Annotated in this window: 13 protein-coding genes, 1 tRNA gene, 2 other RNA genes and 1 pseudogene; 8 read left to right on the top strand and 9 right to left on the bottom strand. The window is 52.2% G+C overall.

The window, feature by feature from the left end; all coding sequences use genetic code 11:
- Nucleotides 1–767 precede the first annotated feature (767 nt).
- On the bottom strand, nt 768–4,715 hold the full coding sequence (gene putA, locus H7K52_RS07095) for a trifunctional transcriptional regulator/proline dehydrogenase/L-glutamate gamma-semialdehyde dehydrogenase (protein WP_182629865.1): 3,948 nt from the start codon (nt 4,713–4,715) through the stop codon (nt 768–770).
- A 116-nt stretch (nt 4,716–4,831) separates the two neighbouring features.
- Between putA and H7K52_RS07090 the strand changes: the two genes are divergently transcribed.
- The 8 genes and pseudogenes from H7K52_RS07090 to H7K52_RS07055 all read left to right on the top strand — a co-directional run bounded on the left by H7K52_RS07090 (nt 4,832) and on the right by H7K52_RS07055 (nt 14,735).
- Nucleotides 4,832–5,149 (top strand): hypothetical protein, encoded by a 318-nt coding sequence (locus H7K52_RS07090; RefSeq protein ID WP_128755129.1) that lies wholly within the window; start codon nt 4,832–4,834, stop codon nt 5,147–5,149.
- A gap of 15 nt (nt 5,150–5,164) precedes the next feature.
- Nucleotides 5,165–6,651: pseudogene (gene putP, locus H7K52_RS07085) on the top strand (sodium/proline symporter PutP).
- Between the two features lie 190 nt (nt 6,652–6,841).
- Complete coding sequence (gene efeU / locus H7K52_RS07080) at nt 6,842–7,666, top strand: iron uptake transporter permease EfeU (RefSeq protein WP_008925387.1); 825 nt, start codon at nt 6,842–6,844, stop codon at nt 7,664–7,666.
- A 55-nt stretch (nt 7,667–7,721) separates the two neighbouring features.
- Nucleotides 7,722–8,837: an iron uptake system protein EfeO gene (gene efeO / locus H7K52_RS07075; RefSeq protein ID WP_182629864.1), complete on the top strand. Its 1,116-nt coding sequence runs from the start codon at nt 7,722–7,724 to the stop codon at nt 8,835–8,837.
- 2 nt (nt 8,838–8,839) lie between these two features.
- Nucleotides 8,840–10,117, top strand: coding sequence for an iron uptake transporter deferrochelatase/peroxidase subunit (efeB, locus tag H7K52_RS07070; protein WP_110411327.1), 1,278 nt, complete (start codon nt 8,840–8,842; stop codon nt 10,115–10,117).
- Between the two features lie 572 nt (nt 10,118–10,689).
- Complete coding sequence (gene phoH / locus H7K52_RS07065) at nt 10,690–11,478, top strand: phosphate starvation-inducible protein PhoH (RefSeq protein ID WP_003852284.1); 789 nt, start codon at nt 10,690–10,692, stop codon at nt 11,476–11,478.
- Nucleotides 11,479–11,723: 245 nt separating this feature from the next.
- Nucleotides 11,724–13,637 carry a beta-glucoside-specific PTS transporter subunit IIABC gene (locus H7K52_RS07060; protein ID WP_182629863.1) on the top strand — a complete coding sequence of 638 codons (1,914 nt, stop codon included), beginning with the start codon at nt 11,724–11,726 and terminating at the stop codon, nt 13,635–13,637.
- Between the two features lie 93 nt (nt 13,638–13,730).
- Entirely contained in the window at nt 13,731–14,735 is a 1,005-nt protein-coding gene (locus tag H7K52_RS07055; RefSeq protein ID WP_182629862.1) for a LacI family DNA-binding transcriptional regulator, read from the top strand.
- A 385-nt stretch (nt 14,736–15,120) separates the two neighbouring features.
- On the opposite strand, the gene H7K52_RS07050 is transcribed toward H7K52_RS07055, so the two are convergent.
- The 8 genes from H7K52_RS07050 to H7K52_RS07020 all read right to left on the bottom strand — a co-directional run bounded on the left by H7K52_RS07050 (nt 15,121) and on the right by H7K52_RS07020 (nt 20,288).
- The gene (locus tag H7K52_RS07050; RefSeq protein WP_110411329.1) at nt 15,121–16,632 is read right to left on the bottom strand and encodes a hypothetical protein; all 1,512 of its coding nucleotides are present in this window, start codon (nt 16,630–16,632) and stop codon (nt 15,121–15,123) included.
- Complete coding sequence (locus tag H7K52_RS07045; RefSeq protein WP_110411330.1) at nt 16,625–17,548, bottom strand: glycosyltransferase family 2 protein; 924 nt, start codon at nt 17,546–17,548, stop codon at nt 16,625–16,627. The genes H7K52_RS07050 and H7K52_RS07045 overlap by 8 nt, the downstream gene beginning before the upstream one ends.
- A complete protein-coding gene (locus tag H7K52_RS07040; RefSeq protein ID WP_110411331.1) occupies nt 17,545–17,904 on the bottom strand; it encodes a GtrA family protein in 360 nt (119 codons plus the stop codon). Before H7K52_RS07040 ends, H7K52_RS07045 begins: the two co-directional genes overlap by 4 nt.
- Before the next feature lie 613 nt (nt 17,905–18,517).
- Nucleotides 18,518–18,646: non-coding RNA, RtT sRNA (locus H7K52_RS07035), on the bottom strand.
- Nucleotides 18,647–18,690: 44 nt separating this feature from the next.
- A non-coding RNA gene (locus H7K52_RS19080) (RtT sRNA) lies at nt 18,691–18,819 on the bottom strand.
- 45 nt (nt 18,820–18,864) lie between these two features.
- Nucleotides 18,865–18,952: transfer RNA gene (locus H7K52_RS07030), tRNA-Ser, on the bottom strand.
- Between the two features lie 176 nt (nt 18,953–19,128).
- Nucleotides 19,129–19,662 (bottom strand): peptide-methionine (S)-S-oxide reductase MsrA, encoded by a 534-nt coding sequence (gene msrA / locus H7K52_RS07025; protein ID WP_003849120.1) that lies wholly within the window; start codon nt 19,660–19,662, stop codon nt 19,129–19,131.
- A gap of 59 nt (nt 19,663–19,721) precedes the next feature.
- Entirely contained in the window at nt 19,722–20,288 is a 567-nt protein-coding gene (locus H7K52_RS07020; RefSeq protein ID WP_008925382.1) for a flavin reductase family protein, read from the bottom strand.
- Nucleotides 20,289–20,324: the final 36 nt, after the last annotated feature.

Here is a 20,324-nt window from a genome sequence, read left to right as displayed (position 1 = left end):
CGCCATCCCTGGCGCGTTCCGTCCTTTCGCCGACGTCCTGTCGGCTCCTCCTTGCCTCCGGTTGTTCCTCAGCGCTTCGGATGCCTCTCCCAACCCCGCCTCTAATATCCTGGTTTTTATCGGACACAGCGTTGTCTGGTGGTTTGAAAACCAAAGCTAATTTTGAAAGCTATCAGCGGCAATGCATCAACATTAAAAAGAAGAGCCAACAGAGGATGGTGTGAAAGGCCACTCTTCCTGCCCGGCAGAGAGCCGCAGATAACCCTCCGGACTTACAGGGACGACGTACCCAACACAAAAAGAAGAGATAAAAAGTAGATAGGGTGGAAGGCCATTCTTCCTGCCCGGCAGAGAGACACAGATAATCCTCCGGACTTACAGCGACGACGTACCCAACACAAAAAGAAGAGATAAAAGCGGGGAAGGGAGGCCGTCAGAGCCGCTGAGCGGATGAGGGATTTCAGGACGAGCGGCAGGGATGCCGCGAAGAGGCGGGTTCGCGCCAGGGAGGGCGCGTCCCGCCGGTCCGTAAGAAATCCGGAAGAAGCGAAGGAACCGCGAAGCGGCGGTGAAGCAGGCCGGAGCCCGGGGTCAAGGGGGCGCGGCGACTGGTGCCCCCTTGTTGGTCGCCTGCAGAGGCGTAACTGAAACTGGCCAGCTCACCAGGCGAACGAAACCTTCTCATAGCCCGTTCGCGCAGCGAACCCCCCAGCACCTGTGTGCACCCAAGCCCCTTCGCGCAGCGAACCCCCCCTTAAGCTTCAGCGCTACCCAATCGTCATCAGACTCGCATTACCGCCCGCCGCGGCAGTATTCACACTCAGCGAACGCTCAATCAGCAGACGTTCCAGCAGCAGATTGGTCTCGCCGCGGGCAAAGCCCTGTACCGAGACAATCGCGCCGTCGCGCGCCGCAATTTGTTCGCACAGGGTGCGCAGCTGATCGGCATCGCCGTGATAGATCACCGCATCAAACTCCGACGCTAACGGGTCACGCGCCAGCGTGATACGCGCTTTCACGGCGTCAGGTAGTGCCGCCCGCAGGGTGCGATGCAGCTCATCATCCGGCCACAGCGCTTTACTGCCAACGCTGGTGACCGCAGCCAGCTGGACTAACGCATCCTGCTCGTTGTCAGCCAGACAGATCACCTGGTCACGCGGCAACAGCGAGAAAGTGTTACGTTCGCCGGTCGGGCCAGGCAACAGGCGGACCACGCCCGCCTGGGCCAGCTCGCCATAGTGCTGGCAGAGTTTAGCCAGCTCAGGCTTATCTTTAGCCCAGTTGCTGAGTGCCTGATGCGGTGCCAGCAAAGAGTGACGGAGCGTGCTGTCCGCCGGGCGCTCGGCATCCTGACGATCAAAGGTCAGACGCAGTGCGCTATCCGGGCGATGGGCCAGCAAGCGATAAAGATAGAGTGGGCCACCCGCTTTCGGACCGGTTCCGGATAAGCCTTCACCACCAAACGGCTGAACGCCGACCACGGCGCCGACCATGTTGCGGTTAACGTAGAGGTTTCCGACCCGGGCGTTCGCCGTCACCTGCGCGATGGTTTCGTCGATACGCGTATGCACGCCCAGCGTCAGGCCATAGCCGGAGGCGTTGATCTGATCAACCAGCTGCGGCAGGTTGTTGCGGGTGAAGCGCACGACGTGCAGCACCGGCCCAAAAATCTCTTTATCCAGATCGCTGACCTGATTCAGCTCAATCAGTGTCGGTTTCACAAAGGTGCCGCTATTCCACTCTTTACTGTCCTGCGGGTTATCCTGCACCGCCTGATACACCGTGAAGCCCTTGTTACGCATCGCCTGAATATGACGGTCGATATTGGCTTTGGCTTCGGCATCAATCACCGGACCGATATCGGTTGAGAAGCGTTCCGGGTTGCCCATGCGGCACTCCGCCATCGCGCCACGCAGCATCTTCAGCGTATGGTCGGCGACATCTTCCTGAATACAGAGCAGACGCAGGGCAGAGCAGCGCTGTCCGGCACTGTCGAAGGCCGAGGCGACGATATCGATCACCACCTGCTCAGTCAGCGCGGAAGAGTCGACGATCATCGCGTTCATCCCGCCGGTTTCCGCAATCAGCGGCACCGGACGATCATGTTGATCAAGGCGACCGGCAAGATTGCGCTGCAGCAGGGTTGCCACGGCAGTCGAGCCGGTAAACATCACGCCGCGAATCCGATCGTCTCCGGTCAGCTGTGCACCGACCGTTTCGCCCTGGCCTGGCAGCAGTTGCAGCACGCCTGGCGGCACACCCGCATCCAGCAGGATCTGAACCGCCTGCGCGGCAATCAGTGGGGTTTGCTCAGCCGGTTTTGCCAGCACGCTGTTGCCAGCTGCCAGTGCAGCTGCAATCTGACCCGTGAAAATCGCCAGCGGGAAGTTCCACGGACTGATACAGACCACCGGGCCAAGTGGACGATGCGTTTCGTTGTCGAAATCGTCCCGCACCATACCGGCGTAGTAATAGAGGAAATCAACGGCTTCACGGACTTCCGCGATAGCGTTGTTATAAGTCTTGCCCGCTTCACGCACCAGGATACCAATCAGCTGTTGCATCTGGCCTTCCATCTGCTGTGCAGCGCGTTCCAGAATCGCAGCACGCTCCTGCGGCGGCGTGGCAAACCAGATCGGTCCGCTGTTCACGGCGGCATCCAGTGCCACAGAGACCTCCTGCTCAGTAGCTTCGCGAACCTGACCAACACGGTCGCCCGGTGCGGCCGGGTTAAGGATATCGCGCAACTCGCCAGCACCCGCTTCACCCTCAATAATCGGCTCGGCCAGACAGGGCTGTGCGGCGCTGCTCAGCAGGGCGCTGGACAGTGAGGCAAGACGATGTTCGTTGGCCATATCCAGACCCGAAGAGTTAACGCGGTTATCGCCATACAGTTCGCGCGGCAGAGGGATCTTCGGATGCGGCAGGCCAATGGCGCCTTCGCTGGCACCCAGTTTCTCGACGGCAGTCACCGGATCGGCTACCAGCTCATCGATCGGCAGCGAGGTATCAGCAATACGGTTAACAAAGGAGGTGTTGGCCCCGTTTTCTAACAGGCGACGAACCAGATAGGCCAGCAGGGTTTCATGGGTGCCCACCGGCGCATAGATACGGCAGGGACGATTAAGCTTGCCGTCCGCCACTTTGCCGACCACCTGCTCATACAGTGGTTCGCCCATGCCGTGCAGGCACTGGAACTCATACTGGCCCGGATAGTAGTTATTGCCCGCCAGTTGATAAATTGCCGCCAGAGTGTGCGCGTTGTGCGTCGCGAACTGCGGATAGATCAGGCTTGGCACCGCCAGCAGTTTGCGGGCACAGGCCAGGTAAGAGATATCGGTGTAAACCTTGCGGGTATAAACCGGGTAGCCCTCCAGGCCTTCCATCTGGGCGCGCTTGATTTCGCTGTCCCAGTACGCGCCTTTCACCAGACGGATCATCAGGCGACGGCGGCTGCGCTGTGCCAGATCAATCAGCTCATCAATGACAAACGGACAGCGTTTCATGTAGGCCTGAATCACAAACCCGATGCCGTTCCAGCCTTCCAGCTCTGGCTCGAAACAGAGTTTTTCCAGCATATCGAGTGACAGTTCCAGCCGATCGGCTTCTTCTGCGTCGATATTGATGCCGATGTCATAAGAGCGGGCCAGCAGCGTCAGTGATTTCAGAATAGGGTAGAGCTCTTCCATCACACGCTCATACTGCGCGCGGCTGTAGCGGGGATGCAGTGCGGAGAGCTTGATGGAGATGCCGGGTCCTTCATAAATGCCACGTCCATTCGACGCTTTACCAATGGCATGGATCGCCTGCTGATAAGAGAGCAGATAGGCTTTGGCATCGCCTGCAGTAAGTGCCGCTTCGCCCAGCATATCGTAAGAGTAGCGGAAACCTTTCTCTTCCAGCTTGCGGGCGTTAGCCAGCGCTTCGGCAATGGTTTCACCGGTAACGAACTGCTCACCCATCAGACGCATCGCCATATCCACGCCTTTGCGGATCAGTGGCTCGCCACCCTTACCAATAATGCGGTTAAGCGAGCTGGAGAGGTTCGACTCATTGTGGGTCGAAACCAGGCGGCCGGTAAACAGCAGGCCCCAGGTCGCTGCATTGACAAACATTGAGGAGCTGCGTCCCAGATGTGACTGCCAGTTGCCATTGCTGATTTTGTCGCGAATCAGCGCATCGCGCGTGGGCTTGTCAGGAATACGCAGCAGCGCTTCAGCCAGGCACATCAGCGCTACGCCTTCATGTGAGGAGAGAGAGAACTCCTGCAGCAGACTTTGCACCATGCCAGCGCGTCCGGTTGCCCCTTTCTGGTGCCGCAGCTTGTCGGCGAGCTGATAAGCCAGCTGATGGGTTTTCTCTGCCAGCGCTGCCGGCAAGCGGGCCTGCTCCAGCATCATGGGTACTGCATCAGTCTCCGGACGACGCCAGGCGGCGGTCACCGCTGAACGGGTCACTGACTGAGGTAAAATCTGCTCTGCGAAGTCAAGGAACGGCTGGTGCGACTCCTCTGGCTGGGTGTCATCGGACTCCGCGACCGCCAGGGCAGAAAGCGGGATCTCCGGCACGGCGTCGCCGCTTTCAAGCTGGCCCAGGTAGTTAAATATCGCCTGTTTAATCAGCCAGTGTGGCGTGCGATCAATCCGCTGTGCAGCCAGTTTGATGCGCTCACGTGTTGCGTCATCCAGTTTTACACCCATGGTGGTTGTAGCCATGACTCCAGAGCTCCTTGTAGTGGTTCGGTACGGCGTTGGCTGCACTATCACTTAAGTTGCAACTTTGTGCAACCGTGTTAAATGTGAGCCAGTTAACACCCTTTAAATGAGGCCGATTGTTAAATTTCTCAAAGCGGCATGGATATTGCTGCAAGATCCTCGCCAGGTTGGCAAGCCTGATAAAAAGCGGTTTTATGGCGGGTAATTCCGTGGTGCAACCGGATAACTGTGAGCGAGTGCAACCTATCAGCACGTTTTCACAAACGGTTAGTGAAATCACTGTAACGCCTGTGTTAAATCCATTGTGCGCGCCACGCCTTTCCGGCAGGATACCGCGCCGCTGGGAAATGACTGACGCCCTGACGAAAAAATCGGCCCGCTTTGCCCCGTTCCGGCTGGCGGGTAGCTGGCGATTTCTCTGGGATATCAAATAATAAGTGGAGAGACAGATGAGTGTAAGTACACCAATGCTGGTGACCTTTGTGATTTATATTCTTGGGATGGTGTTGATTGGTTTTATAGCCTGGCGCTCAACCAAAAACTTCGATGATTACATCCTCGGTGGCCGCAGCCTGGGTAGCGTGGTCACGGCACTCTCTGCCGGTGCCTCCGATATGAGCGGCTGGCTGCTGATGGGATTACCCGGTGCCATTTTCATCTCCGGTATCTCTGAAAGCTGGATCGCAATTGGCCTGACCATCGGTGCCTGGCTGAACTGGAAAATCGTGGCGGGTCGCCTGCGGGTCCAGACCGAGCATCATGACAACGCGCTGACGTTGCCGGACTTCTTCACCAGCCGCTTTGAAGACCACAGTAAAATCCTGCGTGTCATTTCTGCTCTTGTGATCCTGGTGTTCTTCACTATATCTATTGCGCCTCGGGCGTGGTGGCCGGTGCGCGTCTGTTTGAAAGCACCTTTGGTATGAGCTATGAAACTGCCCTGTGGGCGGGTGCAGCGGCGACTATCCTCTATACGCTGGTGGGTGGGTTCCTGGCGGTAAGCTGGACCGATACCGTTCAGGCGAGCCTGATGATTTTTGCGCTCATCCTGACGCCGGTGTTTGTGATTATCGCGGTCGGCGGCTGGTCTGATTCCATGGCAGTGATTCAAGCGAAAAGCCTGGAAAACCTCGACATGCTCAAGGGGCTGAACTTCGTGGCGGTCATCTCGCTGCTTGGATGGGGTCTGGGTTACTTCGGGCAGCCGCATATCCTGGCGCGTTTTATGGCGGCAGATTCACATCGCTCAATCCGTACCGCACGTCGCATCGGTATGACGTGGATGGTGCTCTGTCTGGCAGGCGCTGTGGCGGTGGGCTTCTTTGGTATCGCCTACTTCCAGAACAACCCGACGCTGGCAACGGGCGTTAATGATAATGCTGAGCGCGTCTTTATTGAGCTGGCGCGTATTCTGTTCAACCCATGGATTGCGGGAATTCTGCTGTCAGCGATTCTGGCCGCCGTGATGTCAACGCTGAGCTGTCAGCTGCTGGTCTGCTCCAGTGCCCTGACTGAAGATCTCTACAAAGGTTTTCTGCGTAAAAATGCCAGCCAGAAAGAGCTGGTGTGGGTAGGGCGTCTGATGGTGCTGCTGGTGGCACTGATTGCCATTGCCCTGGCGTCTAATCCGGAAAACCGCGTGCTGGGCCTGGTGAGCTACGCCTGGGCGGGCTTCGGTGCTGCGTTTGGTCCGGTCGTGCTGTTTGGCGTCTGCTGGAAGCGCATGAACCGCAACGGTGCGCTGGCGGGCATGATTATCGGTGCGCTGACCGTGCTGGTGTGGAAACAGTATGGCTGGCTGGGACTGTATGAAATCATCCCAGGCTTCATCTTTGCCAGCATCGCGATCGTGGTCTTCAGCCTGATGGGACGTGAACCTTCAGCAGAAGCGCAACAGCGCTTTGTCGCTGCAGAAGCAGAGTTCCAGACCAAATAAGCGAAGCGTTAATCCTCAAGGCCTGTCCCGGAAGGGGCGGGCCTTTTTGTTACAAAGATAAATCACCCAAAGATGAAATTATCTCCACCAGTAACTTGTTTTTTTCGCAGCGATAATGATAATCGGTATCGTTTACACTTTACCTGATTTTACTATTTATTGACGCTGCTTAACATTCAAGAGGTTGGCGATGTTTGTTCCTTTTCTCATCATGCTGCGTGAAGGGCTTGAAGCCGCGCTGATAGTCAGCCTGATAGCCAGCTATCTCAAACGCACCCAGCGCACCCAATGGTTCCCGGCGATGTGGGCGGGCGTGTTTATCGCCGCTGCACTCTGTCTGGGCCTGGGTCTGTTCATCAATGCCACCACCGGTGAATTCCCGCAAAAAGAGCAGGAGCTGTTTGAAGGTATTGTGGCGCTGATTGCGGTCGTCATCCTCACCTCAATGGTGTTCTGGATGCGCAAAGTGGCACGCAATATCCGGGTCGAGCTTGAGCAGGCGGTCGATCAGGCGCTGCACCGCTCCGGCCGTGGCGGTCTGGCGCTGGTGCTGATGGTATTTCTGGCCGTGGCACGTGAAGGGCTGGAGTCTGTCTTCTTCCTGCTGGCCGCCTTTACTCAGGATGTCGGTTATGCGCCGCCGATTGGCGCGGTGCTGGGGCTGGCAACGGCGGTGGTGCTGGGCATGCTGCTCTACTGGGGCGGTATCCGCCTGAATATGGCGCACTTTTTCCGCTGGACCAGCGTGTTCATTTTATTTGTTGCGGCGGGCCTTGCGGCGGGGGCAATTCGTGCGTTCCACGAAGCAGGCCTCTGGAATCGCTTTCAGGATGTGGCGTTCGACCTCAGTAGTACTTTATCGACCCATTCGCTGTTCGGCACCCTGCTGGAAGGGATTCTGGGATATCAGGAGGCCCCAAGCGTGAGTGAAGTGACCGTTTACTTCGTCTACCTGATCCCCGCGCTAATTTTGTTCTTTATGCCTGCGCGTCCTGCTGCGTCGGCCACGGTGTAATCAGACATTTAACAGGCGCGCCCGCCGCGCCGGCAACTTAACAGGGAATATCGAGATGACAATGCGTTTCCGCCGCAAGGCACTGCTGCTTCCTCTGCTGGCGATCTCCGCTTCGGCCGCGGCAGCGGTTCCTCAGGTTACCGTTAGCGTCAACGACAAGCAGTGTGAGCCGATGAGCTTAACGGTCAAGGCCGGCAAGACTCAGTTCCTGATCAAAAACAACAGCCAGAAAGCGCTGGAGTGGGAAATCCTCAAAGGCGTGCTGGTGGTTGAAGAGCGTGAGAACATCGCGCCAGGCTTCAGTCAGAAGCTGACCGCCAATCTGGAAGCAGGCGAATATGAGATGACCTGTGGTCTGCTGAGCAATCCTAAAGGCAAGCTGATTGTTGAGGCGGGCGAGGGCACGGCGAAAAGCACCACGTCCGCGCGTATGCAGTTAGAAGGCCCGATCACCGCCTATAAAGCGTATGTGACGGATCAGGTGAATCAGCTGGTCAGTAACACCCAGGCGTTTACTGACGCTGTTAAAGCGGGTGATGTGGAAAAAGCCAAAACGCTGTTTGCGCCGACCCGTCAGTATTATGAGCGCATTGAGCCGATTGCTGAGCTTTTCTCCGATCTCGACGGCAGCATTGATGCCCGCGAAGATGACTACGAGAAGAAGGCAGCCGATCCTAAGTTCACCGGTTTCCACCGTCTGGAAAAAGCCCTGTTTGCGGATAACAGCACCAAAGGCATGGCGGACTACGCGGATAAGCTGAATAAAGATGTGAAAGATTTGCAGGTGCGCATCAGCGAACTGGCCTTCCCGCCAGCTAAAGTGGTTGGCGGCGCGGCCGGTCTGATTGAAGAAGTGGCCTCCAGCAAAATCTCCGGTGAGGAAGATCGCTACAGTCGTACCGACCTGTGGGACTTCCAGGCCAACATTGATGGCTCGCAGAAAATTGTTGAGCTGCTACGCCCGATGGTGAGCAAAGCGAACCCGCAGTTGCAGGCTAAGGTTGACGCTAACTTCAAAAAAGTCGATGCAATCCTGAGCAAGTACCGCACCAAAACCGGTTTCGAATCCTATGAGAAACTGACCAGCGCCGACCGTAACGCGCTGAAAGGACCGATCACCGCGCTGGCGGAAGATCTTTCGTTACTTCGTGGCACTTTGGGTCTGGATTAATCATGAGTCGTAAGGAAGATGACGCGCAGCCTGCGCGTCGTCGTTTACTGAAAGGTTTGGGTCTGCTGGGCGGCGCGGCGGCGATCGGCGGCGGTTGTCCGTTCCACGCCGCTGCTGCGGACAGCTTTTCGCCGGGTACGGTAACGCCGCAGGCGCGACAGCAGACGCAGCCGTTTTACGGTCCACATCAGGCGGGCATCACGACGCCCCAGCAGGCATCGATGATGCTGGTGGCATTTGATCTGCTCAGTAGTGATAAAGCGGAGCTGAAGCGTCTGTTCCAGCTACTGACCCAGCGTATCGCCTTTCTCACCACGGGAGGGCCGGCACCTGCGGTGACTAATCCGCAACTGCCGCCAATGGATTCCGGCATTCTTGGGGCGACTATCGCGCCTGATAATCTGACAATTACTGTGTCGGTCGGCCATTCGCTGTTTGATGAACGCTTCGGTTTAGCGCCTCACAAGCCGAAAAAATTGCAGCCGATGACGCGCTTCCCCAATGATTCGCTTGATGCCAGTCAGTGTCATGGCGATCTGCTGCTGCAGATTTGTGCTAACACGCAGGATACGGTGATTCATGCTCTGCGTGACATCATCAAGCATACGCCTGACCTGCTGGGTGTACGCTGGCGACGCGAAGGTTTTATCTCGGACCACGCGGCACGCAGTCAGGGGCAGGAGACGCCGATCAATCTGCTGGGTTTTAAAGATGGCACCGCCAACCCGGATACGCACAATCCTGCTCTTATGAACCAGTTGCTGTGGGTGACCGCCGATCAGGATGAGCCTGTCTGGGCGCGCAATGGCAGCTATCAGGCAGTACGACTTATTCGCTTTCACGTTGAAATGTGGGACCGCACCCCACTGGGTGAGCAGCAGACTATCTTTGGTCGCGAGAAGCTGAGCGGCGCGCCACTGGGCATGCAGCATGAACATGACGTGCCGGATTACGCGCGTGATCCGGATGGTGAGGTCATTGCACTGGATGCGCACATTCGTCTTGCGAACCCCCGCACACCTGAGACCGCCAGTAGCCTGATGCTGCGACGTGGCTACAGCTACTCTGCGGGTATCTCTGCATCCGGGCAGCTTGAGATGGGATTATTGTTCGTCTGCTACCAGCACGATCTGGAGCGTGGTTTTCTCACGGTGCAGCAGCGTCTCAACGGTGAAGCGCTGGAAGAATATATCCGTCCTTTTGGCGGTGGTTACTTTTTCGCTTTACCCGGAGTTGCCGACGCCAGCCATTATTTAGGACAGTCGCTACTGGAGACTTGATTAATTTTTGAACAATGCGGGCGGGCCTGTCTCATGCCGCCCGCGGTTTACCACTTTCAGGTATTATTGGCTAAGTTTTTACTGAGATTTACCGGGTGCCGGGTGTATATAAAATATGGTAATTAACTGAAATATAATGATTTTACATTTTGCCTTAAAAGAAATACTTACCCGCGATTAGCAATTCCTTTGCCAGCAGGTAAAATTACTGTTGCAAAGGCCCAACAAAATGGTGCAATTTATTAATCAGGCGTAATCGTATGTGTTGATGTATCACACTGGAGTTCGCGAATGGGTCGAGTCTTTAATGGAAAGTCACTGTCACTAAATAAATTGCGCCTGACCGCGAGGGCAATTCTGCCTCGTTATTTCTCCCTTCCTTCAACCATTTCTTTTGTCTTATCGCATCCTGTTTTATCCGGTGTTCAGCCACGTCATTGTGTTGCTGCATACCCATTATCCTGTCCTGTCATGGCTCTAAAGGAAGCCAACTGAAACCTCTAAAGCGTTCACGTAATCGCAACGGGTCAACGACCTCGCGCGGGAAATGAAACCAACTGAAAGGTGCCACTATGGGAAGACAGAAAGCAGTGATCAAAGCGCGTCGTGAAGCAAGAAGAGTGCTTCGCAGTGACTCTCGAAGTCATCGTCAGCGCGAAGAAGAGTCGGTCACTTCGCTGGTGCATATGAGCGGACTGGATGCAATTGGCATGGCGCGTGATACGCGTGACCGGTTACCGATTGAGGCCCGTAATGAAGCTCAGGCGCACTATCTTAATGCCATAGGAACGAAACAGCTGATCTTCGCAACCGGTGAAGCCGGATGTGGTAAAACCTGGATCAGTGCTGCGAAAGCAGCTGAGGCCCTGATTAATAAGGATATCGACAGGATTATCGTTACGCGCCCGGTACTACAGGCAGATGAGGATCTGGGTTTCCTGCCCGGTGATATTTCTGAGAAATTCGCCCCTTATTTCCGCCCGGTTTATGACATTCTGGTTAAACGTCTTGGCGCATCATTTATGCAATATTGTCTGCGTCCGGAAATTGCCAAGGTAGAGATTGCGCCTTTCGCCTACATGCGAGGCCGCACCTTTGAAAATGCTGTGGTGATTCTGGATGAGGCGCAGAACGTTACCGCCGCGCAGATGAAAATGTTCCTGACCCGACTGGGCGAAAACGTCACAGTCATTGTTAACGGCGATATTACCCAGTGCGACTTGCCCGCTGGGGTGCCTTCCGGTCTCGCGGACGCGCTGGCGCGTTTTGAAGAGGACGAGATGGTTGGCATTGTGCGCTTTGGCAAAGAGGATTGTGTGCGTTCTGCGCTGTGTCAGCGCACCCTGCACGCGTATAGCTAGCGTTTGATTGAGTAGAAGTGTAGCGCCCAAACCCGGCTTCGGCCGGGTTTTCTTTTCAGGCAATCCCTCAACAGAATTCATTCTCATCTAATAAGTGATTTCACTCTCATTTTCCCATGAAACCGGTTGCATGAAATATCTCGCAGGATACCGTGAAACCGGTTGCATGGCAGGTTTCCAGATTGCCATGCAAATATTTTCACTTTTTCAGACGGTGTAGTCAGTGACAATGAAAGGGAAAAAATATGACAGGCATCAGGGATTACAATAAGTTAGCAAGCGATATTCTTCATGAAGTTGGTGGGCAAGAGAATATCCAAAGTTTTACCCGCTGCGCCACGCGTTTAAGGCTGGTGCTTGTTAAAACGCCCGCTGAGGCGAAGCGTAACGTGCAACGTCTGTCAGGTGTCATTGCCGTAGTTGAGAGTGGCGGGCAGTTTCAGGTTGTGATCGGTACACATGTCGCCGATGTGTTTAATGCAATGTCCGGCCTGGTTAAAGAGACAGGAACACCGAAACAGCTGGGAAAAACACGCAAACTGGATGAGGTCATTGCCACGATGTCGGCGGTATTTGCGCCTATTGTTTATATTCTTGCAGCGGCAGGTATCCTTCAGGGACTGCTGATTGTTCTGGGTTTGATTAATGTTGATATTAAAACAACCGGTACATTTGCTGTACTCAACTTCATGTCCTGGACGCCGTTTGCTTTTTTGCCCGTATTTATCGCGATTACGGCCGCACGGCATTTTAAATGTAACCCGTTTATTGCTGTCCTGTGTTGTTGTGCGTTAATTAGTCCGGACTGGACTTCGCTGGCAGCGCGCATTGCCGGGGGAGAAAGCATCAATTTCCTTTTCTTCCCGCTTTCTGAAACAGTTTATACCTCTTCAGTTTTACCTCCCTTGTTTCTGGTTTGGGCACTCTCCTGGCTTGAACATCGTGTAGTCAGGTGGTTACCAGAGGTCATCAGTCCGCTTTTTACCCCATTAATCTGCTTTGTGGTGATTGTGCCGCTGACTCTGATCGTTATTGGTCCGATTACCACATGGGCGGCTTTGGCGGTAGCAAATGGCTATAACGCATTGTTCCATGCTGCGCCCATGCTGGCCGCCGCGGTAATTGGAGGCATCTGGCAGATAATCGTTATTTTTGGCGTTCACTGGGGTATTACGCCCGTCATTATGGCGAACTTCGATACGCAGGGTCATGACTCCTTCCAGGCTTATCAGACTATCGCGGTTATCGGTCAGATGGCGGCAGTGTTAGGTGTCTTTCTGAAAACCCGCAACGCGCGGTTAAAAGCAACTTCGCTCTCTGCCGGCGTCACCGCTATTTTTGGCATCACTGAGCCGGCGATTTATGGCGTGACATTGCGCTTTAAAAAACCCTTTATCTGTGGCTGTATTGGCGGGGCAATTGGTGCCGTTGTTGCCAGCCTGTTCGGTAGCCTTTACTACGCGTATGCTGCACTGCCGGGTCTGTTTACGCTGGTTAATGCCATCAGCCCTGATGCGCCGATGTCGTTTATTGGTGAGCTTGCAGGTGCGGGTACGACAATAGTGCTGACTATTTTGATGGTGCAGTTTGTAGGCTTCGACGATCCCATCGATGAAGAAGAGTCTGCGCCTCTGGCATCCACCCCGCAGGCAACATCCACAGCGGCGAGTGGTCAGGCGATTGATATTCTTAGCCCGTTAAAAGGAGAGGTCCTCGCGCTGGAAAGTGTTACTGATGAGGTCTTTGCCGGTAAGGTGATGGGTGACGGTATCGCCATTAAGCCGGCCGCGGGAAAAGTGGTGGCACCCTGTAATGCGAGGGTGGAATCCCTGATCGCTTCCCATCATGCCATCGGGTTATTGTGTGATAATGGCGCCGAATTGCTGATCCATGTTGGATTAAATACGGTCGAGTTGCAGGGGCAATATTTCCGACCGTTGGTAAAAGAGGGGGATGTGGTTAAAGCAGGTACGCCACTTCTTGAATTCGACAAAGACTGCATTGAACGTGAAGGCTATGACCTGACAACACCCGTCCTGGTGGTGAATAGCGAAGACTTTATTTTAACAGAATATCAGTCTCAGGGTCCCATCGGGCCAGGGATGCCGCTGATGTCTATGACACAAAGAGAGGGGGCTGGGCGCGCACAGGTTAAATGACCCAGGTTTTAGTCGATACGATTAATGTGTATCTCACTTTATAGCCTGGTTCAGCCTGGGTGGTTTAAGCCATCCAATGATTGAGGTTCCTTAATGGTCACAATACAGGACATCGCCAGGGTGGCTGGTGTATCAAAAGCCACCGTATCGCGTGCGTTAAGTGGCAAGGTTTTTGTGCGGGAAGAGGTGAAAGCCAGAATTATGCAGGCTGTAGCTGATACGGGTTATCGACCTAATCTGCTGGCACGAAACCTTTCTACTAATAAAACGCATTCGATTGGGCTGGTTATCACTAACGGATTGTACAACGGGCCGTTTTTTTCAAGCCTGGTTTATCAGGCGGCAACGCTCAGCGAGAAACAAAACCGTCAGCTGGTGCTCGCGGACGGTAAACACAGTGCTCAGGACGAGCGCAATGCGATTGACTTACTTATTGAGCTCCGTTGCGAAGCGATTATGCTCTACCCCAAGTATCTTTCAGTCAGTGAGCTGGATGATATTGTCGATAAAATTCAGACGCCGATAGTGGTCATTAATCGTGAACTCATCAGAAATCGACGCCACTGTGTGTTCACCGACCATCAGCGCAGTAGTGAAGAGATGATGGCGCATCTGTTGGCGCATGGGCATACCCGGATTGCGTTTATATCGGGATGCAATGATTCACCGACAGGTGAGCGTCGTTTACAGGGCTATCGTAATGCACTACTGAACGCGGGGATCGACCCGGATCCGCAATTAGTGGTGCAGGGTAGCTGGAGCACAGAGAGTGGATACGACGCCGGACTCCAGCTATTAGCGCGCAATATTCCGTTCACCTGCGTGCTGGCGGCCAATGACGACATGGCCATTGGTGTGGCAAAAGCGTTTCAGGACGCGGGCAAAACTATACCTGGCGATATTTCACTTGCCGGGTTTGATGACTCAGTGATTGGAAAGTATTACACACCCTCTCTAACGACTGTTCGTGTGCCTATTGATGAAATGATACAGGATGCGATTAAGATTTTATTGCATCCCGATGAGAGCGTCCCGTCTTCTCATCAGGGAACGCTGGTAAGCCGGGATTCAGTGGCGCCGCAGGCTGTGGCGGTGTGATGCTGGTGGCAGGCGCCAGGACTTGTGTCTGCCATGCGTTAATTTAAGGCTGTGACTTTGCATTTAAAGGTGTGCGGCTCTCACAATAACCGTCATTCAGGCTCTTCTTCAGAATGTGGCGGTGAGAGGGGGATTCGAACCCATGAACAGACAGCTTCAAAAAATTGTAATAACTAGTAATTTTTACGCCCTCATTTTCCACTTGATGATGCAACGGATTCTGGAAAAACAACTTTTTGCCCGAGAAATATCGACTATTACTTAACCAAACTGCTGTGACAAAAGCGCCGAACATTGCATGGTCTGATATCCCAAATCTGTAATTAAATGCGGCTACATGTTTCTTTTTTACATGCGAAGTGTTTATGTAGCCGCTTCGGAGAATTTATTTTAGCGGTATCTTATGGTTATACACAAAGATCGTCATATCCTGAAAAGTGAGTTTTTCATCAGGTTCTCCTAGTTGCTTTTTGATTGCTTCTAAGCGAATTTTCCCAGAGTCGTCTGATTCTAAGCCTGGTATAGCGACAAATTGTCGATTGGGTGATGCTTTTATATATTTTTCTGTCAGCCATGACTTCATTGTCTGAACACGAATGCTGTCAAATTTAATATGATAGTCAGTCTCGTCAAAAATCACGGGGGAGATGTGAAGAGAACCTGACGATAACCAATTAACGCTATTTGAGTATTTCCAATAGTCGCCATATCCGAAATAGAGGTTGTTTTTATTCAGGAAGGCAATAAAACTTTTAGTGTTTCCCTCTTGGTCATATAGTGGCGTCTTATTTACACTGTATGAGTAGGTTGAAGAAGCTATATATATAATGAAAATCAATAAAACTAGTGGGTTTCGTGAGAATGAATACCCCAATGTTACCGGGACTACTACGAAGCATATGACATTGACAAAGAACCTTGCGCTAATGTCTGCTGGTAGGTCATAGCTGATGATGAAGGATGAGATTATTCCGGCTACGCTCAGGAAGCTGAATATAGAAACGAAAGTAGCGGGACTGCTCTTTGAGATGCATATACGTAGAGAGTACAGCCAAACCAGCAGCCAGATAATAACTGAAGCTAAAATAGTGAATGTGTTGTTCACGAAAAACAGATTCAAACTTTTACCAAGTACCTCAATAGCCCACCCAGCGTTATCCCTCCATTGATCAAAGTGAACAATTTTGAATCTTTGAATCGGCAACTTAAATAAGCGTTGAACCATATGGGACATGCTTATATAAAAACCAATGGCTAAAATTAAGGTGATTTTGAATGAGATTTCTTTTTTAAAGCTAAAATAAGCATGGGTCAGCAACAATGGTAAGAAATATGTAGCTAAAAACCAAGGATCAGAAACGGAAGAGAAAATCGAAATAACACTGTAGGTTAACGTTAAAATTAGCGATTTTCGCTTCAGGTTAATAAAGGCGAGGGAAAAAGCAACTACCCCAAAGAAGTTTGTTGAGTAATGAGAAAAAGGATGAGCTGCAAAACCAAAAGTGTAAACGTAGGAAGGCAATAGTACCAAGCTAAGCAATGTCAAGAGTGATGATCTACTCTTGCTGATTGCGTAGGCTATATAAGTCAGATATATTGCTGTCAGGCCAATAAATGATGATGTTGAAAGAATAAGTGGGAGTTTTCCATCATGATTCAATAAAAAGAAAAATAAAAAATTAAACGGATAAGTTGTGAAATACCAGTTATCCGGGGTTGGCTGCCAGTTTTTAAAGGCTGAAAACCCTTCAGTAACAAAAGCTCTCCAAACAAGTGAGCTATTAGCCGCGTCAGGTTCTATGGGGAAATATCGCGACGTCAGAATGTATGAAATTAATAATGAAAATATAATTAGCGAGAGGTAAATTGAATTTTTTTTAAAGTTTATCTTAAACATTATTGTCCCTTTTTACTATATAGCGTGGTCTTTTTTTGGTCTCAGTGTAAATCCTGCCGATATACTCACCCAGCACTCCAATGCCAATAAGCTGAACGCCACCAAGAAACAGTACGGAAACCAGAATAGAGGGGTAGCCAGGCACCGGATTACCGAACAGCAATTTGTCCACGATCATCCATAGTCCATACAGAAAGGCCAACGAGGCCACCAGAAAACCCAGATATGACCAAATGCGTAGCGGAAAGGTAGAGAATGAGGTCAGTCCTTCCAGCGCAAGATTCCATAACTTCCATCCGTTAAACTTCGTGGTCCCGGCAACGCGTTCCGCACGGGCATATTCAACGATTTCCGTTTTGCCACCAACCCATGACAGAATTCCTTTCATAAACAGATTACGCTCAGGCAGAAGTTTGATGCTCTCAACCACGCCACGGGACATCAGCCTGAAGTCGCCTACGTTTTCCTCAATCTTTGGCGAACTGATTTTGTTATGTAGTTGGTAAAACCACTCTGCAGTCTTACGCTTCATGTGGCCGTCAGTACTTCTGTCAGTACGTTTAGCCAGTACCATATCCGCACCTGACTGCCATCGCTCAATCAGTAGTGGAATAATTTCAAGCGGGTCCTGCAAATCGACATCAATAGGGATAATCGCATCACCAGTGGCACATTCGATCCCCGCGAAAAGTGCGGCTTCTTTACCAAAATTTCGCGTAAAGAATACATTCCGCACTAAGGGATCGCCTTCCTGCATATCTTTCATCAGTTGTGCCGTGAAATCTGAGCTTCCGTCATCTATGAAGACAATCTCAATTTCATATGGCTTCAAAAAGTCTTTGCTTCTTACCGCACTGTAAAAAAACTTTATTGCATCTTCTTCATTGAAGACGGGAACGACTAGCGATATCTTCATTTTTTCTCTTTAAAAATAAAATATTTAGAATAGAGGAATCCGCATACAAGGCTCACTGCAGAGAATACGACAAGGGTTGCTACAGGGTTGACATGCAGCCGGTCTGCAGATGCTCCAATGAGAGTTGCCACAGCCCCCATGAAGAACACATACATCATGTATCTGAACGTGGTCGCTTCGGCGTTAAAGGTCCACCTGGCATTGGCGAAGAAGGAAAAAGTTACCGCAGTACAGAAGGCAATGAAGTTGGAGACAGACTGGCTTTGGCCGTTCTTTATGCAAATGGCAAACACAACCCAGTGGATAAGCGTGTTAAGAACTCCAATCGTCACGTATCGGGCAAATAATTTAGCCATGGGAACACCTGAAAAAAAGATACCGGATTTTGTCATCGTGCCAGGCGATGATCAAGGAATCGATCTTTTAATGTCGAGCACATAAAAAAACTTGGCGACTGGGCAATGACGTAGCTAGAGGCAAAAGCGGCAGAGTTCTGGAACGCGTCTTACAGTATTACATCATCCTCTTTGTTAACTGAAAATTTAGCCTACCATAGCCTCAATATCACATTAGGAGACACTATGAAAAAAGGATTTGAGGGACAGTCTTAGGAAGCGGCTTGCGTGGTAATGAGTCAGACTGACTGGCAGTTGTTGGCCAGCGGTGAAACGATAACACAGGGGAACATTTCCAGAATGATTCCAAGGCTGTCAAAAATGCAACCGATTCTGGCGGATCACATCGCGCTATCCGTGCTGCGGCAGAACTGAAAAAGCACTAATCTGGGGAAGAATTTTAACTTTTTTAATTAGACACAAACAGAAAATCTCTTTGGTTAACGCCAAAGGTTTTTCTGTTTGTGTGTATAATTCGCATGCTTTTTTTTGCTGCTTTCGTAGTTCCATTGTCTCAATGTAGTTGTTGATTCAGTCTACATAGGGCTTTGTCCCTGCAACGCCCAACATTATGTGGCGGTGAGAGGGGGATTGATTCGCTGCGCTCACCCTTCGGGCAGCGTCGCAGGCTCCGCTGTCCAGCGGGCATGGCCCGTTGTCGAACCCCGTTGGGGGTTCTCATACCCCTCTCTCAGTGCAATATGCAAAAAAAAGCCTGAACAAACGTTCAGGCTCTTCTTCAGAATGTGGCGGTGAGAGGGGGATTGATTCGCTGCGCTCACACTTCGGGCAGCGTCGCAGGCTCCGCTGTCCAGCGGGCATGGCCCGTTGTCGAACCCCGGCGGGGGTTCTCATACCCCTCTCTCAGTGCAATATGCAAAAAAAAAGCCTGAACAAACGTTCAGGCTCTTCTTCAGAATGTGGCGGTGAGAGGGGGATTCGAACCCCCGATACGTTGCCGTATACACACTTTCCAGGCGTGCTCCTTCAGCCACTCGGACACCTCACCACATTTACTTCGCCGACCGCGCTGGGTCAACGGGGCGGTACTATAGGGAGTCGGCTGAAAAGGGTCAAGCACTATTTTTCTCTTTTGATCTATTCGCTTAAGCTCTGAACGAATCGATTTACTGCGACATAAAACCGGGGATTTATGTCGCATATTTTGCTTCGTTAAAGGCTAAATCAGCTCTTCACCCGATTCGCGAAACTTTTGCGCAGTTTCTGCAGCTTCGGTGGGATTACCGCCATGCAGTAGCCGTTGCGCTGGCCCGCGCCTTCCCAGTAATCCTGATGATAGGCCTCGGCAGGGTACCACTCTTTCAGCGGCTCAATGGTGGTTACCACCGGCACATCATGGTCAGCCTGAGCACGGGCAATGGCGGCGCGCGCTTCTGCTTCCTGTTCTGCGTTGGCCGGGAAGATCGCCGAGCGATACTGGGTGCCGATATCATTGCCCTGACGGTTAAGCTGGGTCGGATCATGCGTCACAAAGCTGATATCCAGAAGATCGCCGTAGGTCACTTTCTCCGGGTCAAAGCCAATGCGGATGGCTTCTGCATGACCGGTTGCACCACTGCAGACCTGCTCATAAGTCGGATTAGGACGGGCACCACCGGTATAGCCACTTTCAACCGACTCTACGCCGATCACATCTTTAAACACCGCTTCGGTACACCAGAAACAGCCGCCGGCGATAACTGCATATTCGATAGCCATAATAATTTACTCCTGTCAGGTCGAAAGAGGTGAATGGGGGCGCGACAGACCGCTTTCAACTAGATCAGCATCTCCGGTTTAAAATCTCTGCTCCTGTCCACTATTTTCTCGCTCATCACGCTGAACCGGCCCTCGCCGGTATAGTGCAGAGTCGTGGGATATTCCGGCTGCTCAGCAACATGGGCTTTCACGATCTCAAAAATAAACAGGTTGTAGTTAGCGACCATCGAATCGTCATAGAGCTGACACTCAAAGCTGGCAAAGCATTCGGCAATCATCGGCGCGCCCACGACCTGAGCCGGTTCAGGCGTGAGGCCAAAAGCCTCGAACTTATCCAGCTGGTCTCCGTGGCTGTTGCCAATCCCTACAACTTCATCAATCAGTGAGGCCGAAGGGATATTCAGCACGCATTGACCGCTATTCCGAATCAGCTCATGGCTGTGATTCATGCCGACAATCACGCAGCCGACCAGGGAGGGCGAGAACTCCATCACCGTGTGCCAGCCAAGTGTCATGATGTCATGGTGATCTTTGTACTGTGAACTGAGCAGCAGCACCGGCCCGGGTTCAAGATATTTACGGGCTTTACTGACCGGGAAAGCATATTTGTGCATGCGTTGGCTCATGACATAACTCCTTTAGCGTAAGGGTGCCATTAAGTG

This window comes from Pantoea hericii, from assembly GCF_014155795.1.
In the GTDB taxonomy this organism is placed as follows: domain Bacteria; phylum Pseudomonadota; class Gammaproteobacteria; order Enterobacterales; family Enterobacteriaceae; genus Pantoea; species Pantoea eucalypti.
This window is presented reverse-complemented; position numbering and strand designations above follow the sequence as displayed.

Excerpts from the sequence above, each read along its gene's own strand:
- H7K52_RS07040 (WP_110411331.1), bottom strand. The coding sequence starts at position 17,904 with ATGGCTAAATTATTTGCCCGATACGTGACGATTGGAGTTCTTAACACG.
- putA (WP_182629865.1), bottom strand. The coding sequence starts at position 4,715 with ATGGCTACAACCACCATGGGTGTAAAACTGGATGACGCAACACGTGAG.
- H7K52_RS07045 (WP_110411330.1), bottom strand. The coding sequence starts at position 17,548 with ATGAAGATATCGCTAGTCGTTCCCGTCTTCAATGAAGAAGATGCAATA.
- H7K52_RS07060 (WP_182629863.1), top strand. The coding sequence starts at position 11,724 with ATGACAGGCATCAGGGATTACAATAAGTTAGCAAGCGATATTCTTCAT.
- phoH (WP_003852284.1), top strand. The coding sequence starts at position 10,690 with ATGGGAAGACAGAAAGCAGTGATCAAAGCGCGTCGTGAAGCAAGAAGA.
- H7K52_RS07050 (WP_110411329.1), bottom strand. The coding sequence starts at position 16,632 with ATGTTTAAGATAAACTTTAAAAAAAATTCAATTTACCTCTCGCTAATT.
- efeB (WP_110411327.1), top strand. The coding sequence starts at position 8,840 with ATGAGTCGTAAGGAAGATGACGCGCAGCCTGCGCGTCGTCGTTTACTG.
- efeU (WP_008925387.1), top strand. The coding sequence starts at position 6,842 with ATGTTTGTTCCTTTTCTCATCATGCTGCGTGAAGGGCTTGAAGCCGCG.
- H7K52_RS07020 (WP_008925382.1), bottom strand. The coding sequence starts at position 20,288 with ATGAGCCAACGCATGCACAAATATGCTTTCCCGGTCAGTAAAGCCCGT.
- H7K52_RS07055 (WP_182629862.1), top strand. The coding sequence starts at position 13,731 with ATGGTCACAATACAGGACATCGCCAGGGTGGCTGGTGTATCAAAAGCC.
- msrA (WP_003849120.1), bottom strand. The coding sequence starts at position 19,662 with ATGGCTATCGAATATGCAGTTATCGCCGGCGGCTGTTTCTGGTGTACC.
- efeO (WP_182629864.1), top strand. The coding sequence starts at position 7,722 with ATGACAATGCGTTTCCGCCGCAAGGCACTGCTGCTTCCTCTGCTGGCG.